Genomic DNA, 15997 nt, shown 5'->3' on the forward strand with positions numbered 1-15997 from the left:
CATTTTTAGAATCACATTAACTTATTGATAATGCTATTAAATTTGGTGGGCCGTGGGCGACTCGAACGCCCGACCAATGGATTAAAAATCCACTGCTCTACCAACTGAGCTAACGGCCCTTCCAATGAAAGCGCGGAATTATACAGTACCCTGCACCGCAGTCAACGCTCAGATGGCTTCCAGTTTGCGCAGGCTCTCAGGGAGGAGTTTCAGGTCGACCAAACCGGTGACCAGGGTCTTGGCTACGGTTGCTTCCTCTTCGTAGACAATTTTGTAGTATTGCACTTTCATGGTCAGCGCACTCCCGAGGATAATGGCCCCCATGGTGATGAATGAACCGATGGCAAGTGTTGATACCCCGGTTACTCCCTGGCCGATGGTGCAGCCCATAGAGAGAACACCGCCGATACCCATAAACACGGCGCCTACCACGTGGTAGGTGAAGTCACTGAGGTTGACGAACCACTCGATACGGAAGCTTCTGCTGAATATGGCATAGACGAATGACCCTAGGATAACCCCAAGCAGGGCAGAGACACCGAAGGTGATCAGGTCGAAGCTGGCAGGGCTTGCCAGGTAGCTCAGGGTTTCACCCATTGGGTTGATAAAGGTATATGACTGGGTGCCGGTGCTGGGTGGTGGATCGTCCATGAACTCAACGGCTTCCATCCACTCCTGCCCCATAGGGCCGCCGGTGATGTACCAGCCACCGATGATAACCAGGCCGACCACCAGCCCACCCAGAACCAGGTCCAGGCTGGAGCGGAAATCCTTCGAGCGGAAAACAATAGCCAAGAGTCCCAGTGCCAGTATAAATCCGATATAGAAATTGAGCTGAATCGGATTCTCCAGCCCGACCAGGGAGCCGATGATGGTCCCTACACTCTGATCATTGATGTTCATCCCGGCAAGATCAGGGCTGATGGGCAGCATCCAGCTATGGAAGACAACGCCGTAAAAATCGGTGCGTGTCATCAGATAAGCCATGACACCGGCTATTACCAGGACAAAAGTCGATTTCAGGTTGCCGCCACCGATGCGGATCAGGTTCTTATTGCTACAACCCGAGGCCAGGGTCATGCCGACACCGAACATCAGACCGCCAAGAATATAACGTGGCCAAAAGAAGAGACTGCCGCGATAGGGTACACGCGAGGCGGATGCATCGACCAGCGACATTGCCTCCAGGACGGTGACGCCGATAATCGCCACAGCCATGGCCATGAACCAGGCTCGCATGCGGCCGGTATCGCCCATGTTGACCCAATCGGAAACTGCACCCATGGTACAGAAGTTGGTTTTACTGGCTACCGCGCCAAGAATAAATGCCAGCACGCCACCCAGCAGGACTACCTGCGTGGTAATCTCAAGCTCCATTGAAACCTCCGGATATGACTTTTATCAGTATAATTGGTTGTCCCTGAAGTATCAGTATCAGTATCAGGCTAAGGATCTGATTCTCCGCCCATTTTGGAATAATCATACGATTTCCCGCTAACCTTATCCAAGCACAATAAAACCAAGCTAACAACTTGGCTAAATTATATCCTGCTGCCGCCAAAACCACATTAGCTTCATTACCACATTCAGCTTTAAGGTAGTTTCGACTTAGCCTATTGTCTGATCTAAGGTGCCTAATAACCGGCTCGATAGCGGTTCGACGCTTTACCCATTTTCAGGTTGATCGAGTCGCCCTCTTAAGGAACCCGCCACAGAGCTTAACGTCAATTTTATCGCCTACGCGGTACCCAGAGTAGCCCGGATGCACAATATGCATTCTTGAGTTTTCGGCTGTTTAAACTCTCCGCTTGTTCAATCGGCCGCCAAGAGTGTATGCTCATCACAGGGGTTACCCGCCCAAACGCTATGCGCCAACTAACCAGTTGCCTTTGGATCTGGTCACGAATGAGGCTTTATTGCCAAACTCGTAGCGCTTCTATACTGTGCCTTACGCTCAATGTCTCTCATCACTTGGCCCAAACGTTTTGGGTTTTCCAGTCTGCCTCGCTGAACGCTTCATCTGCTGAGCATGAGAATATCGTCCTTGCATGATCAACGCGTTCTTTCCTACCTTGACATAGCTCTGGCGTCATTTGGTGCCGCTGTTTTGAGCCGCAGACACCAATAGGTCACGTATTCTATGGTAGAGCTTTGCATCTCTGCTGGAAAGGTGATGGCCTTCTCTTGAACGGTGGTGTCCACATTGACGTGCTCTAACTCACGCAAGCTCATTGCTTTAGTATTCAGCGCTAGCTCGATGGTTTGTTTCAACAGCGCGTCAAATTTATTACCGATCCGGTTGCGTCAACGAACCAGCCTGGAGGGGTGTAAAGACGGCCAATATGAGTTTTTAACCCAGCGTTTCACAACGCTTTAATCGCTCTCATTAAAGGTGTACTTGAGGTATCGCCAGTAAACGAGTGGGTAACGGGAGCTGGCCAGTACCTTCGTTGTAAATGATATCAATGTCAGCCTCGAGTTTTTCCCCGTTCATCTTTTCGGGTAATCGCGACAATGGGTGCGAGAGATTTAAGATCTGAGAGAGTTGCGAACGGAATAGATCAGAGGTTCCTTAGCTTGATTCACTGCCATTCCCCGCAGTGAGATAAGCTCTTGAAAAGGTTGTGCAGTGCGGTAAAGGAAAAACTCAGATATGAGAATAGGCGGTAGGGTCAGGCACTCCCGCATCCTCGAATCCTTGTTTTCTCAGGCGGCAAGAATCACACAGACTGCAAGCACGCCCCTGGCCATCCGCCTGATAACAGGAGATGGTGAGGCCGTAATCCACACCCAGCGCAGTTCCCTGTTTGATGATTTCTGCCTTGGTCAGGTCGATCAAAGGGGCACGTATATGGAATTTACCCCCTTCCACTCCGGCTTTGGTCGCCAAGTTGGCCAGTTGCTCAAAGGCGTTGATAAATTCCGGCCTGCAGTCAGGGTATCCAGAGTAATCCACTGCATTCACCCCAACAAAGAGATCCCTTGCCTCCAGAACTTCGGCCCAGCCAAGGGCCAATGAGAGGAATATGGTATTTCGGGCAGGCACATAGGTGATCGGAATGCCTTCACTCTCCTGTTCCGGCACGTCGATGCTCTCGTCCGTCAGCGCCGAGCCGCCAAAGGAGTCCAGAGAAATAGGGATGATTTTATGATCCACAGCACCCAGTAAACCGGCCAGCCGCTTTGCTGCATTGAGTTCGGTGGAGTGCCGCTGCCCATAGTTTATGCTCAAGGCGTAGCATTCATATCCCTGGTCATGGGCAATGGAGAGGAGGGTGGCCGAATCAAGACCGCCGGAGAGGAGGACGACTGCTTTTTTCATTTTGCGTTATCTGGCGGCGTAATTTGCCAGCATTATACAGGCACTATTTACCTGCTACATCACCCCACAGATATTTATGCAGCTGTATCTGGAAACGCACCTGAAGATGGTCGCGGATGATCCAGTCGGCCAGCTCAGTCGCATCCTGTCGACCTAACGCTGGTGAGAAGAGAACTTCACAACGATCTGTCAGGTATCGCTGTTCCAGCTGCTGTTTTGACCAGAGGTAGTCCGCTTCGTCACAGATGACAAATTTCACCTGATCTACCGGGCTGAGATACTCCAGGTTTTCGAAAAGGTTTTGTTCAACCTCATCTGAACCGGGAGTCTTGATGTCCATCACCTTCACCACCCGTGGATCAACGGCCGACACATCCACAGCACCGCTGGTCTCAAGTGACACCTTGTAATTGGCATTACAAAGCTGAATCAGCAGTTCCAGGCATTCGCGCTGAGCCAGAGGCTCTCCGCCGGTAACGGTGATGTATCGGGGCTGATGATCTGCCACCTGTTGCAGAATGTCAGGCAAGGCCATCCATTCACCGCCTCTGAAGGCGTAAATGGTATCGCAATAACCACAGCGCAGGGGGCAGCCGGTAAGACGAATAAACAGCGTGGGAAATCCCACGCTGCTCGACTCACCCTGGAGGGAGTAGAAAATTTCGGTAATACGCAAATGGGACATAGAGATAAGGGCGCTAACGTCCTTCGGTTCGCATACGCTCCAGGCGTTTACCGGCCAGGCGGCCGGCAGTAGAGCTGGGATAGTTATTGATCAGCGTCTCCAATGTCTCGCGGGCTTCCGACCACTGCTGTTTTTCATACTGGATAAGACTGGTTTTCAACAGCGCGTCAGGTACTTTAGAACTCTCCGGGTAATCCTGGATAACCTTCCTGAACTCGACCAGCGCTGCATCGAAGTCCCTTGTGACATAGCTCGCTTCTGCCAGCCAGTACTGGGCATTGTCAGAAAAAGCACTGCCCTGATATTTCCCCAGGAAACCCCGGAACGCCTTGCTTGCATCGCCATAGCGATGCTGCATCAGTATCTCAAAGGCAGCACGGTATTCTGCCTCTTCAACCACAGGATCAGCCGCACCTCCGGTAGGCTGCTGGACCACGGCCGGTGTCTGCATCAGCTGCTCCCTTGGGGGAGTGGATGCAGAGGGTGCAGATGGAATGGCGGCTGGTGCTGGCATCGCTGTCCCATGGGCTGCAGGTACCACGCCTGTTGAGATACTGCTCAAGCGTCGATCGACATCCAGGTAGAGGTTACGCTGACGCTTTTTCAGGGCATCCAATGCATGATTCTGCACCTCAACCTCACCACGCAGCAGCTGCACTTCCCGTTGTAGTGTATTCAGTCGAAGAACCAGGTCAGAGAGCGCTCTCACTTTCCGTTCCAGCAAATCGACCCGCTGCTCTACACCCTTCACAGGCAATGCCTGCCGGGACGGTGGCATCGCTGCCAGTACTGGTCCCGCCAGCATCGCTGAAAGCAGAAGCCCAACAAGGTATTTCATCAGCAATTATTCCTGTCAATAGACAAAGACGGCACGACGATTCTGGGACCAGGCTGCCTCGCTGACATCCATGAATGCAGGACGCTCTTCACCATAGCTGATAGTGATGATCTGGCTCTCAGCAGCACCCTGAGCCAGCAGCACACGCTTCACACTGTTGGCACGACGCTCACCCAGTGCAACGTTGTATTCGCGTGATCCCCGCTCATCGGCATGACCTTCAATTGTCACTGTAATGGCAGGGTTGGCCGCTAGGTAATCACCATGGGCAATCACTGCATCCTGGTAATCAGCGCGAATCTGGTCAACGTCATACTCAAAATAGATGGTCTTGGTGTATAGCTGGCTATCCGGATTATCCAGTTCGTTACCCATCCAGGCGCCGGTTTCATCTGCACCTGTGATCTGGGCACCGTCTGCGCCAGTCTCTCTCTGCCCTGCTTCAGAGACGGGAGCTGCCTCGTTGGTTGTATCATCGGACATGCCGGGAATACTGGAACAGCCTGCAAACAGCAGCGACAGTGCCAATATCGGGGCAAACTTGAGCATGCTCAGTTTCATGGGTTTCTCCTGTTGGTTTTAGTATAGGGTGACCAGACCGGCTCGCGGACATTACCTTCCTGCAGTGCCAGCCGCTGGCGGACCCTGCCATCCACCGAAACCGCGGCTAGTTCACCTTTGCCGTTGATTTTGGTGGCGTAAATTATCATGCTGCCATTCGGGGCGAAACTGGGGGATTCATCCAGCGCGCCTTCGCTCAGCACCTGCAGTGCCCCGGATTGAAGATCCAGCACACCAATGCGGAACTCTCTGCCTTGCCGAGTCACCAGAGCCAGCATCTTGCCGTCTGGCGAGTAGGAGGCGCGGGCATTATAGCTTCCTTCGAATGTCACTCGTATGGCCTTGCCACCAAAAGAGGGAACCCGATAGATCTGGGGTTTGCCGCCCCGGTCTGAGGTAAAAATGACATGACGGCCATCCGGTGACCAGGACGGTTCGGTGTCAATGCCATAGTGACGGGTTAGCCGGGTCAGTGTCTTCCGATTGATACTGTAGACATAGATATCGGGACTCCCGTCCTTGGACAGGGTCAGCGCCAGTTTCCGGCCATCCGGTGACCAGGCGGGTGCGCCGTTGATCCCTTTATACGAGGTGATTTTCTGGCGCCTTCCGGTGAAGACCTCCTGAACATAGATAGAGGGCTGCTTCTTTTCAAAGGAGACATAGGCCAGTTTACGACCGTCAGGAGACCAGGCGGGAGACATGATAGGATCAGAAGAGGTGACGATAGTCTGGGGATTAAAGCCATCGGCATCGGCCACTTTAAGCGCGATGCTCTGGTTTCCACTGCTCCCGGAGGTGATCACATAGGCCACGCGGGTGGCAAACGCACCCCGCTTACCGGTGAGCTTCTCATATATCAGATCTGCAATGTGGTGGGCGGTAGACCGAAGATCGCGCTCAGTGGCCGGGATATTGTAGCCGGTCAACTGCTCGCCCTTGAAGACGTCGAACAGCTGGAAGCGGACCATGTAGCCACCCTTGCCGTTGGCCCGGATCTGTCCAACCACCAGATTATCCATTCCCAGCACTTTCCAGTCTCTGAACTCCACTTCAGCGCCGACCTGCGGGCGTGCCAGCATATCTTGCACCGGCATGGTATTGAATCGGCCACTCCGGCCGAGATCATTCCGCACGATCTCAGCGATATCTTGGCTGGGGCCGGCACCGGGACCTGCCCAGCCGAAGGGAACGATAGCCAGGGGCAGCGCACCCTCCGAACCTTCGGTGATCTCAATAGTGAGTGCAGCGGCAGCCTGAAAATACCAGCAGCCCAGAAATATCAGCATTAATAATTTTTTCATCATCGCTTCAGTTTTATTTGCTTGGATCAAATTCAAAATTAATGTTCCGGAAACTCTCAAACAGCCTGCCGGTTGGAACGGGCAACGGCTCAGCTTTATAGACAGCGGCAATGGCTGAACGATTAAACGCGCCATTACCGCTCCCTTTTACCACGCTTACCGCTATGACGTTACCCCCGGGAGCAAGACGCACCCGCAAGGTACACTTCAGCGTATCGCTGATGCCGGTAGGCCTCAGCCAGTTAAGGATCACTTTCTGACGGATCTGAATAGTATACCTGTCAATCTCACGGGCATTATGTTCAGCTTCCATGGCCTCAAGCAGTTCATCCTCTCGCGCCTTCTTCGCAGCGGCTGCTTTACGCTTTTTCTTAAGTTCCGCTTTGCGTTTGGCTTCTTTAGCCTTGCGCTTTTTCTCAAGATCGGCTTTGTGTTTTGCCTCCGCCATTTTCTTTTTCTTCTGTTCTGCCTGGCGCTGTGCTTCCGCTTTCTTGCGTTTCTGTTCAGCCAGTTTCTGCTTTTTTTCTTCGGCCTTTCGTTTGGTTTTTGCCTCTTTCAGCCGTTTTTCTTCCTGTCTCTTTTTGCTCTCCGCTACTTTCCGCCTACTTTCCAGGTTAGCCAGGTGCTTCTTTTCTACCTGCTGTTTACGCTTCAGATCCGCCAGTTTCTGCTCCTCTTTCCGGCGTTCTGATGCTTTTTCTTTTTTCCGTTTATCCTCAGCCTGTTCCAGCTTTTTGACTTCAGCCTGCACTTTCGATTGGTCGATTACCTGCGCCTGAACCACATTCACATTCAAATTTGGCTGTTCGGGTTTCTTCAGCCAGTCGACACCTACCACCATGAAGGTGACGATAACCAGATGCATTAGCACGGCAACCATCGCCGCCAGAGGGTTGCGTTTGAGAATCTGCAACATCAAGCAGTTACCGTTCCGGCGATTCGGTGATCAGGCCCACATTGGGTGCGCCTGCAGCCTGTAACAACACCATCGCCTCCACCACCCGGCCATAGTCTACATTTCGATCCCCTTTCACCATAATCGGGGTCCGGGGTTTATAGCGGAGTACCGCAGCCACCCGGGCCATCAGGGTATCCGCATCCACCGGGGCGTTTTTCCCTTCGCCCACATCAATGAAAAAGTCACCAGTGGCGTTGACCGACACCACCACCGGGTCATCAGCCTCTGCGGGCAGAGGCTCGGAATCCGCCAATGGCAAATCCACCTTCACACCCTGGGTCAGCAATGGCGCAGTAATCATAAAGATCACCAGCAGCACCAGCATCACATCGATGTAGGGAACCACATTGATCTCAGCCATGGGTTTACGCTTAATTCTGTGCTGCCTGCTCATAGGCTCTCCGCCCACTTAAGGGGAGACTGAAGCAAGAAAACCTGATCAGACATGTGCCTGCCTTTGCAGAATGCTGGTGAACTCGTCAAGAAAGTCTTCATAGCGGCTGTTAAGCCGCTCGGCATCATTTGAGTAGCGGTTATAGGCCACCACCGCAGGAATCGCGGCAAACAGGCCCATGGCCGTTGCAATCAACGCCTCTGCAATACCCGGAGCCACCAGTGAGAGAGTGGCCTGTTTCACGTTACCCAGGGCACGAAACGAATTCATAATGCCCCAAACAGTGCCGAACAGTCCGACATAGGGGCTGGTGGAGCCGACAGTGGCGAGAAAAGAGAGGTTGGTCTCCAGTCCATTCATCTCTCTGCTCAGGGCGACATACATGGAGCGCCGCGCCCCTTCCACCACAGCCATAGGCTCAATATCCGTGTTTTTCTTCAGCCGGGTAAACTCTCTGAAACCGGCGTGAAAGATACTCGCCATACCGGATTTATCTTCGCTCTCTCGCTCCACTGCATGATACAGCTCGCCCAGATCACCACCGGACCAGAAGCGCTGCTCAAATGCGTCAGCCGCCTTGCGGGCCTTTTTCAGCACTCTGGCCCGGTCGAAAATCATTGTCCATGAAATCACCGAGGCGAGAAGCAGAGAAGCCATCACCAGTTGCACCAGGGGGCTGGCATTGATTACCAGCTGTATGAAGGAGAGATCATTGGGCATCGGCAATCACCGCTAACAGAGTTTCAGGGATAAGTTTGGGACGGAAACGGGCGGCATCGATACAGGCGACCTGTACCTCGCCGCTGCAGAGTAGCTGCCCATTAGCCTCTCTGGTGATTTTCTGCTGGAACGTCAAACTAGCTTTTCCCCTTGTTTTAATTCTGGCACTCACTATCAAGGCATCGTTGAGGCGGGCCGGTTGTTTAAAATCTGTCTCTACACGGCGTACTGCAAACAGAATCCCCTCTTTTTGTAGAAGTTCATCCTGCTCAAACCCCAGAGCCCGCAGCCACTCGGTGCGTGCACGTTCCATAAATTTAAGATAATTGGCGTGGTAAACTACACCACAGGAATCTGTGTCTTCGTAGTAGACCCTGACCGGCCAAAGAAATTCCTTCATAGAGGTCACAATTTTAAGGTTTATTCAGCGTTATCTCGTGGATTGCTCTGAATTGACATGCATTTACTCTTCAAACAAATCTGCGTCACCGGGAACAGTCCCGACTCCGTCATCCTTCGGTATCAGACCAAAATGGATATAGGCTGCTTTGGTGGCCACTCTGCCGCGAGGGGTGCGCATCAGAAAACCCTGTTGAATCAGATAGGGCTCGAGGACATCCTCTATGGTACCCCGCTCTTCGCCAATAGCCGCTGCTAGGCTATCCACGCCGACAGGACCGCCATCAAACTTTTTAATCACCGCTGACAGCAGCTTGCGATCCATAATATCGAAACCATAGCCGTCCACTTTCAGCATGCCAAGCGCTTTGTCGGCCACATCGGCCGTCACTTTTCCCTCGGCCTTGACCTGTGCATAATCACGAACCCGGCGAAGCAGGCGGTTGGCAATTCTCGGGGTTCCACGGGATCGACAGGCGATCTCTCTGGCACCCTCTTCATCCGTCTCGATATTAAGAATTCTCGACGAACGTTTAACAATGTGGGTCAGATCCTCGTGAGAGTAGAACTCCAGACGCTGAACAATGCCGAAACGATCACGCAGCGGCGAGGTCAGCAGCCCAGCTCGGGTTGTCGCGCCGATCAGGGTGAAAGGCAGCAGATCCAGCTTAATGGAGCGGGCCGCGGGCCCTTCGCCAATCATGATATCCAGCTGATAGTCCTCCATCGCGGGATAGAGCACCTCTTCCACCACCGGAGAGAGACGGTGAATCTCATCCACGAACAGGACATCGTGGGGCTCCAGGTTGGTAAGCAGTGCCGCAAGGTCTCCGGGACGCTCCAGTACAGGCCCTGAGGTCTGACGCAGGTTAACGCCCATCTCGTTGGCGATGATGTGGGCCAGTGTTGTCTTGCCCAACCCGGGGGGACCGAAGATCAGCACATGGTCAAGGGCCTCTTCCCGGTTACGGGCAGCCGGAATAAAGATCTCCATCTGCTCCCGCACCACTGGCTGACCGACATAGTTCTCCAGTTTTTTCGGGCGAATGGCTCGGTCCATTGCGGCATCGTCGCTATCTGCCTCGGCGTTGATAATTCTATCGACTCCACTCATGCTAGCTCACCGCCATCGACTTCAGTGCCTGACGGATAATCTCTTCACTGGTGAGTCCTTCGTTGTTTATCGAACGCACCATCCGGCTCGCTTCGTTGGGCTTGTAGCCCAGGGCGATCAGCGCTCCGACGGCATCGGAAACAGGGTTGTTTTCCACCGCCCCTCTTGCCGGGAGCTTGTTGATGGCCATGCCGCCACTTTTCAACTCCAGCTTGTCCAACCGGTCACGCATCTCGACAATCAACCGCTCTGCGGTCTTTTTGCCGATTCCGGGGATACGTACGAGTGCCGCACTGTCGGCACTGTGAATGCAGTTGGCAAACTCATCCGAGTTCATACCGGAGAGAATCGCCAGGGCCATTTTTGCACCGACACCGCTTACTTTCAGCAAAGAGCGGAACAGTGCGCGATCTGACTCATTGGCAAAACCGTAAAGCACATGGGCATCGTCCCTGATCGCCAGATGGGTGGAAAGTGTTACCGGCTCTCCCTGGGCTGGCATATCGTAAAATGCCGCTAGGGGCAGCTCCAGTTCGTAACCCACGCCATCCACATCCACCATCATATAGGGTGGCTGCTTATAGACGATCTCACCTCTCAATCGACCGATCATCAGCCTCAGCCTCCCCGGCTCCGGCTACGGGGTAACTGCTGCAGCGTTGTGTTGGCATGTGCGTGACTCAGTGCCACTGCCAAGGCATCGGATTCATCTACGGCCATCTTCTGATTCAGGTTGAGGATATGTTTCACCATGTGCTGCACTTGATTGTCTGCACCGCCTGATCCCACCAACGACTGTTTGATCATTCTGGGGGTGTATTCAAATACCTGGATCTTGGCTGTGGCGCAGGCACAGATTGCCGCCCCCCGGGCCTGGCCCAGTTTAAGTGCGGATGCCGCGTTTTTCCCCATAAATACCTGTTCTATGGCCATCTCATCTCGGCTTGTAATCGGCAACCACGGCTGCCAATTGACAAAAAATCTGGCCGAGCCGCTGGGGAAAATCGTCCCCGGAAAGGCGAATACAACCGCTGGTGACATGAATGCTGCGACTACCATCGCTCTCGATCACGCCATAACCGGTGACACGGGAGCCGGGGTCAATGCCGAGTATTCGGTGCATCAACCGATGGCGTCCAGAATCTCATCGGATATATCGGCATTGGTATAGACATCCTGGACATCGTCCAGATCTTCCAGCACATCCACCATCCGCAGCAGTTTCTCTGCCGTATCCCGATCCAGTTTAGCCAGAGTGGTTGCGCTGAAAGTCATCTCTGCATGATCCGGCGCCAGACCGGAGGCAACGATGGCATCATTAACCGTGCTGAAATTATCCGGCGACGTCACCACTTCCACCGAACCATCGTCATGGGTGATAACATCTTCTGCACCTGCCTCCAGGGCAGCCTCCATGATGGTATCTTCGTTAGCATCGGGACCAAAGCTGATAATGCCCTGTTTGCTGAACATGTAGGAGACAGAGCCGTCAGTGCCCAGATTGCCACCCGCCTTGGTGAAGGCATGGCGTACCTCGGAGGCGGTACGGTTGCGGTTATCGGTCATGCAGTCAACAATGACCGCCGTCCCACCAGGGCCATAGCCCTCGTAACGCAGTTCGTCATAGCTATCCATGTCATCGCCGCCTGTGCCACGTTTGATGGCACGGTCGATGGTGTCCTTGGGCACATTCGCACCATTGGCCTTGTCCAGAGCCAGCCGCAGACGCGGGTTGGCGTCAGCATCGCCTCCGCCCGCCTTGGCGGCAACCATCACCTCCCGCAGGAGTTTGGTCCAGATTTTTCCGCGCTTTTTGTCATTGGCCGCTTTCTTGTGTTTGATGTTGGCCCATTTACTGTGTCCGGCCATGATTACCTCTTATAATTCAGTTGGCCGGGAGTTTACCATTCCCATCCTAAAAATTCCCTTGTCGTATGAACCCAGCCATAGATCGGGCAACCTCGCCAGAAAACAGCAGGCTCATATGCCCCACATTGAGGCTGCAAAAAGCTGTTGCGCCGGGAAGATATGTCTCCTCAACCGCGACTGTGCCATTACTCTCTCCCTGCAATCCACGGTCCAGACTGCGGCCCAGCAGAGGCTTCAGCCAGTCATGATTCGGCATATTCTTGGTTACGCCACTTCCCTGAACGGGAGAGTCAAGCACCACCACGCGACCTGGCGGCTGCCCGGAAAAAAGATCAAACAGATGCAGCAAAACAAGTCCACCCAAACTATAGGTCGCCAGATGAACAGTCTCTGCATCGAGCCGTTGGATGAATTCCGCCAGTTTTCGGGCATTCGCCGGTGGCGGCTCCGTCAATGATTTGTGGCGAAGGTAGTGAATAGCAAGACCTTCAGCCGATAACCGCCGGCCAAGCAGCAACATCTTCAGCCCTTTCATCCAGATACCATACATTCAGATAAGGGAGTCTCTAAAAACCTTCCAAAACCAGCGATAAATGTAGTAACCAACTCAACCCGTTGATAAAAGCCATGCAACCGAGTTTTTTGATCATCAAGACTAACTTGAACTCCCTGAGCAACTGGGAGACCCGCTGCCAAAGTTGGAAAGGACCGTAGACCGGGAGGCTTTTCGGGTATTGTTGTGCTCAGTTTGTAAAAATAGTGATCCCAGTAAAGGCGGGCGTCCACCTTACGATGCGGTACTGATGTTCAAGGTGCGGGTACTACAGCATTTATTCAATCTGAACGATGATCAAACAGAGTTCCAGATTCGGGATCGCTATAGCTTTTGTCGTTTTCTGGGGTTAAGCCCGGAAGGTAAGGTGCCCGATGCCAGAATGGTTTGGGTATATCGTGAGCGCCTGAAAGAACGGGGCCTTGTTGATAAACTCTTTTCAGAACTGTTGATCCAGATTGATGCAGCAGGTTTCAGTGCTCGGAAGGGACAGATTGCAGATGCCGTTATCGTTCCAGTACCCGGGCAACGCAATACGCGAGAGGAAAATAGGCAAATCAAATATGGGGACAGCCCTGAGGCATGGAGTGATAACAAACGCCGCCAAAAGGATGTTGAAGCCTGCTGGACTAAGAAGCATGGTAAATCCACCATGGGTACAAAAAACACATCAGCATAGACCGGAAGCACAAGGTCACTCGCAAGTATGCCATCACATCAGCTGAGGCTCATGGTAGCCAAGTCTTCGAGTAACTGCTGGATGAGAACAACAGTAATGGCAGTGTCTGGGCCGATTCTGCTTACCGCAGTCATATTCATCGCAAGTCGACACGCAAACGCCCCTTGAATGAACGGGAGCAAGAGGCAGACCGAAAACGATCAAAAGTCCGGGCTCGAGTTGAGCACGTGTTTGCCCAGCAGGCCAATCGACTAGTGCACAGCATCGGGCAAGTCAGGCCGACGTGAAGATGGGTATGATGAATTTGGTGTGCAGCATGGGTCGATTGGTGTAGCTGGCCGGATAAAGCGAACCATGGATATGGATGCTGCCAGAAAAATGAGCGTGAAGATACCGGACTCTCCAGATTTGCTAGAGACTATTGGCTTTTGTCGGTTTTTTTAGAGGTTTCCTTTGCTTTGCTGATCCTTATTCCCTCCGGCAACGGGGTACCAATGAGAATGCCAATGGGTTGCTACGTCATTACTTTTCTAAAGGGATCTATTGGCGAAAAGATCACTGATCTAATGCTTGCAACTGTGGTGGAAAAGCTCAACAATCGACCTCGAAAATGCCTCAATTATCAGATTCAGTGAAGTTTCTGAAGAGTGTAGGTGATGTACTTACAACTTGAATCTACCACTTTATAAAAAGAGCGATGTTACATACCGATAGATATGATGTGATTGTAGTGGGTGGCGGACATGCCGGTACCGAAGCGGCATTGGCCGCGGCACGGATGGGTGCCCGAACCCTGCTGCTGAGCCATAATATCGAGACTCTAGGGAAGATGAGCTGCAATCCGGCAATCGGCGGTATTGGCAAGGGCCATCTGGTAAAAGAGGTGGACGCCCTGGGTGGGATAATGGGTCATGCTGCCGACCTGGGGGGCATCCAGTTTCGCATCCTCAACTCCCGCAAGGGACCGGCAGTCCGTGCCACCCGCGCCCAGGCGGATCGTCTGCTCTACAAAGCAGCGGTGCGCTATGCGCTGGAAAATCAGCCAAATCTCGATCTTTTTCAGCAGGCAGTGGATGACCTGATAATTGAGAAAGAGCAGGTGACCGGTGTGGTGACACAGATGGGTCTGTGCTTTGCCGCCCCGGCGGTGGTGATCACCACGGGTACTTTTCTTGGTGGCCGTATCCACATTGGCCTCAACAACTATCAGGGTGGACGTGCTGGTGATTCGCCTGCGAATGCATTGGCAGTGCGACTGCGTGAGCTTCCCTTTAATGTTGAGCGGTTGAAAACAGGGACGCCTCCCCGTATCGATAGTCGCAGTATCGACTATAGCCAACTCCAGGAGCAGCCGGGAGATACGCCATTGCCGGTATTTTCTTTTATCGGCTCGGCGGATCAACATCCGCAGCAGGTGAGTTGCAATATCACCTACACTAATGAGCGCACTCACGAAATAATCCGCGGTGGTATGTCGCGTTCGCCAATGTACACGGGGGTGATCGAAGGTGTGGGGCCCCGCTACTGTCCCTCTATCGAAGACAAGGTGGTCCGTTTTGCCGACAAAACAGGCCATCAGATCTTTGTTGAGCCTGAGGGCCTCACCAGCAATGAGGTCTATCCCAACGGTATCTCCACTTCTCTCCCTTTTGATGTTCAGTATGAACTTGTCCGCTCCATGGAAGGGTTTGGGAATGCGCGCATCACCCGCCCCGGTTACGCAATTGAATATGACTTTTTCGACCCGAGGGACCTGCGTTCCAGCCTTGAAACAAAATTCATTGATGGCCTTTTTTTTGCCGGGCAGATCAATGGCACTACAGGCTACGAAGAGGCGGCAGCTCAGGGGCTTCTTGCGGGTCTGAATGCGGTGCTGAAGATCAGAGGCCAGGAGAGTTGGTGCCCACGTCGTGATGAGGCCTACCTAGGCGTATTGGTCGATGACTTGAACATCCAAGGGACAAAAGAGCCCTATCGCATGTTCACCAGCCGGGCAGAGTTTCGCCTGTTGCTTCGGGAAGATAATGCTGACCTACGCCTGACCGAAAAAGGGCGTGAGCTTGGGCTGGTTCCCGATCTGCGTTGGCAATTATTCGAAAAGAAACGGGAGGCGATCGAACAGGAGCGGCAGCGTTTGAATAATATTTGGATACAGCCAGGCAGCGGCAAGGCGGAACAAGCAGTGTTGGAGATGAAAAGTCCTGTCTCTAAAGAGACCCGAGCACTTGATATGCTCGCCAGGCCGGAAGTGACCTATGCCGGGCTGATGAACCTGTCTGCAATTGGGCCGGGCGTGGCGGATATCCGGGTATCGGAGCAACTGGAGATACAGGCAAAATATGCCGGCTACATTCAACGGCAGCAGATAGAGATTGATCGGCTGCGCAGTAAAGAAGCGGTGAAACTGCCGGAGAGTTTCGATTTTGAAAAAGTTCGCGGCCTCTCTTCTGAAGCCCGGGAAAAGTTGATCAAGGGCCGCCCTGCCACCATCGGTCAGGCAGGCCGTATCCCCGGCATGACTCCGGTAGCGATCTCCTTGCTGTTAATCCATCTCAAACGTAAATCATCCCCCTCCCTTGTTTCCAAAGATGCGGGTTAGGA

General features: G+C 53.1%; 16 protein-coding genes, 1 tRNA gene and 4 pseudogenes. 3 read left to right on the forward strand and 18 right to left on the reverse strand.

Annotation, left to right across the window (positions count from 1 at the left end):
* Positions 1-43: 43 nt before the first annotated feature.
* The 18 genes and pseudogenes from MN084_RS03855 to MN084_RS03935 form a co-directional block, all read right to left on the reverse strand.
* A tRNA-Lys gene (locus MN084_RS03855) sits at positions 44-119 on the reverse strand.
* A 49-nt stretch (positions 120-168) separates the two neighbouring features.
* Positions 169-1377 (reverse strand): YeeE/YedE family protein, encoded by a 1209-nt coding sequence (locus tag MN084_RS03860; RefSeq protein ID WP_241087143.1) that lies wholly within the window; start codon positions 1375-1377, stop codon positions 169-171.
* A 142-nt stretch (positions 1378-1519) separates the two neighbouring features.
* Positions 1520-1669: pseudogene (locus MN084_RS19210) on the reverse strand (IS5/IS1182 family transposase); the annotation flags it as partial.
* 398 nt (positions 1670-2067) lie between these two features.
* Positions 2068-2271 (reverse strand): hypothetical protein, encoded by a 204-nt coding sequence (locus tag MN084_RS03865; RefSeq protein ID WP_330178366.1) that lies wholly within the window; start codon positions 2269-2271, stop codon positions 2068-2070.
* A gap of 376 nt (positions 2272-2647) precedes the next feature.
* A complete protein-coding gene (queC, locus tag MN084_RS03870; RefSeq protein ID WP_241087142.1) occupies positions 2648-3322 on the reverse strand; it encodes a 7-cyano-7-deazaguanine synthase QueC in 675 nt (224 codons plus the stop codon).
* Between the two features lie 43 nt (positions 3323-3365).
* A complete protein-coding gene (gene queE / locus MN084_RS03875) occupies positions 3366-4007 on the reverse strand; it encodes a 7-carboxy-7-deazaguanine synthase QueE (RefSeq protein WP_241087141.1) in 642 nt (213 codons plus the stop codon).
* A gap of 13 nt (positions 4008-4020) precedes the next feature.
* Entirely contained in the window at positions 4021-4845 is an 825-nt protein-coding gene (gene ybgF / locus MN084_RS03880) for a tol-pal system protein YbgF (protein WP_330178367.1), read from the reverse strand.
* Positions 4846-4860: 15 nt separating this feature from the next.
* Positions 4861-5406, reverse strand: coding sequence for a peptidoglycan-associated lipoprotein Pal (pal, locus tag MN084_RS03885; RefSeq protein WP_241087139.1), 546 nt, complete (start codon positions 5404-5406; stop codon positions 4861-4863).
* Entirely contained in the window at positions 5403-6710 is a 1308-nt protein-coding gene (tolB, locus tag MN084_RS03890) for a Tol-Pal system beta propeller repeat protein TolB (RefSeq protein WP_445083940.1), read from the reverse strand. Before tolB ends, pal begins: the two co-directional genes overlap by 4 nt.
* A 13-nt stretch (positions 6711-6723) precedes the next feature.
* Positions 6724-7626: a cell envelope integrity protein TolA gene (gene tolA / locus MN084_RS03895; RefSeq protein WP_241087138.1), complete on the reverse strand. Its 903-nt coding sequence runs from the start codon at positions 7624-7626 to the stop codon at positions 6724-6726.
* A gap of 7 nt (positions 7627-7633) precedes the next feature.
* Positions 7634-8062, reverse strand: a complete 429-nt coding sequence (tolR, locus tag MN084_RS03900; protein WP_241087137.1) for a protein TolR — start codon at positions 8060-8062, stop codon at positions 7634-7636.
* A gap of 45 nt (positions 8063-8107) precedes the next feature.
* A complete protein-coding gene (gene tolQ, locus MN084_RS03905; protein WP_241087136.1) occupies positions 8108-8782 on the reverse strand; it encodes a protein TolQ in 675 nt (224 codons plus the stop codon).
* Entirely contained in the window at positions 8772-9182 is a 411-nt protein-coding gene (gene ybgC / locus MN084_RS03910; RefSeq protein ID WP_241087135.1) for a tol-pal system-associated acyl-CoA thioesterase, read from the reverse strand. Before ybgC ends, tolQ begins: the two co-directional genes overlap by 11 nt.
* Positions 9183-9245: 63 nt before the next feature.
* Positions 9246-10295 carry a Holliday junction branch migration DNA helicase RuvB gene (gene ruvB / locus MN084_RS03915; protein WP_241087134.1) on the reverse strand — a complete coding sequence of 350 codons (1050 nt, stop codon included), beginning with the start codon at positions 10293-10295 and terminating at the stop codon, positions 9246-9248.
* Between the two features lies 1 nt (position 10296).
* On the reverse strand, positions 10297-10908 hold the full coding sequence (gene ruvA, locus MN084_RS03920) for a Holliday junction branch migration protein RuvA (protein WP_241087133.1): 612 nt from the start codon (positions 10906-10908) through the stop codon (positions 10297-10299).
* 5 nt (positions 10909-10913) lie between these two features.
* Positions 10914-11418: pseudogene (gene ruvC, locus MN084_RS03925) on the reverse strand (crossover junction endodeoxyribonuclease RuvC).
* Positions 11418-12164 (reverse strand): YebC/PmpR family DNA-binding transcriptional regulator, encoded by a 747-nt coding sequence (locus MN084_RS03930; RefSeq protein ID WP_241087132.1) that lies wholly within the window; start codon positions 12162-12164, stop codon positions 11418-11420. The pseudogene ruvC and the gene MN084_RS03930 overlap by 1 nt, the downstream one beginning before the upstream one ends.
* 46 nt (positions 12165-12210) lie before the next feature.
* Positions 12211-12714: an esterase/lipase family protein gene (locus MN084_RS03935; protein WP_241087131.1), complete on the reverse strand. Its 504-nt coding sequence runs from the start codon at positions 12712-12714 to the stop codon at positions 12211-12213.
* A gap of 127 nt (positions 12715-12841) precedes the next feature.
* Between MN084_RS03935 and MN084_RS19215 the strand changes: the two are divergent.
* The 3 genes and pseudogenes from MN084_RS19215 (at position 12842) to mnmG (ending at position 15995) form a co-directional block, all read left to right on the forward strand.
* Positions 12842-13730: pseudogene (locus MN084_RS19215) on the forward strand (IS5 family transposase).
* 123 nt (positions 13731-13853) lie between these two features.
* Positions 13854-14031 (forward strand): annotated as a pseudogene (locus MN084_RS03950) (IS30 family transposase); the annotation flags it as partial.
* 62 nt (positions 14032-14093) lie between these two features.
* Positions 14094-15995, forward strand: a complete 1902-nt coding sequence (gene mnmG / locus MN084_RS03955; protein WP_241087129.1) for a tRNA uridine-5-carboxymethylaminomethyl(34) synthesis enzyme MnmG — start codon at positions 14094-14096, stop codon at positions 15993-15995.
* Positions 15996-15997 lie beyond the last annotated feature (2 nt).

It is taken from the genome of Candidatus Vondammii sp. HM_W22 (assembly GCF_022530855.2).
GTDB lineage: Bacteria > Pseudomonadota > Gammaproteobacteria > Chromatiales > Chromatiaceae > Vondammii.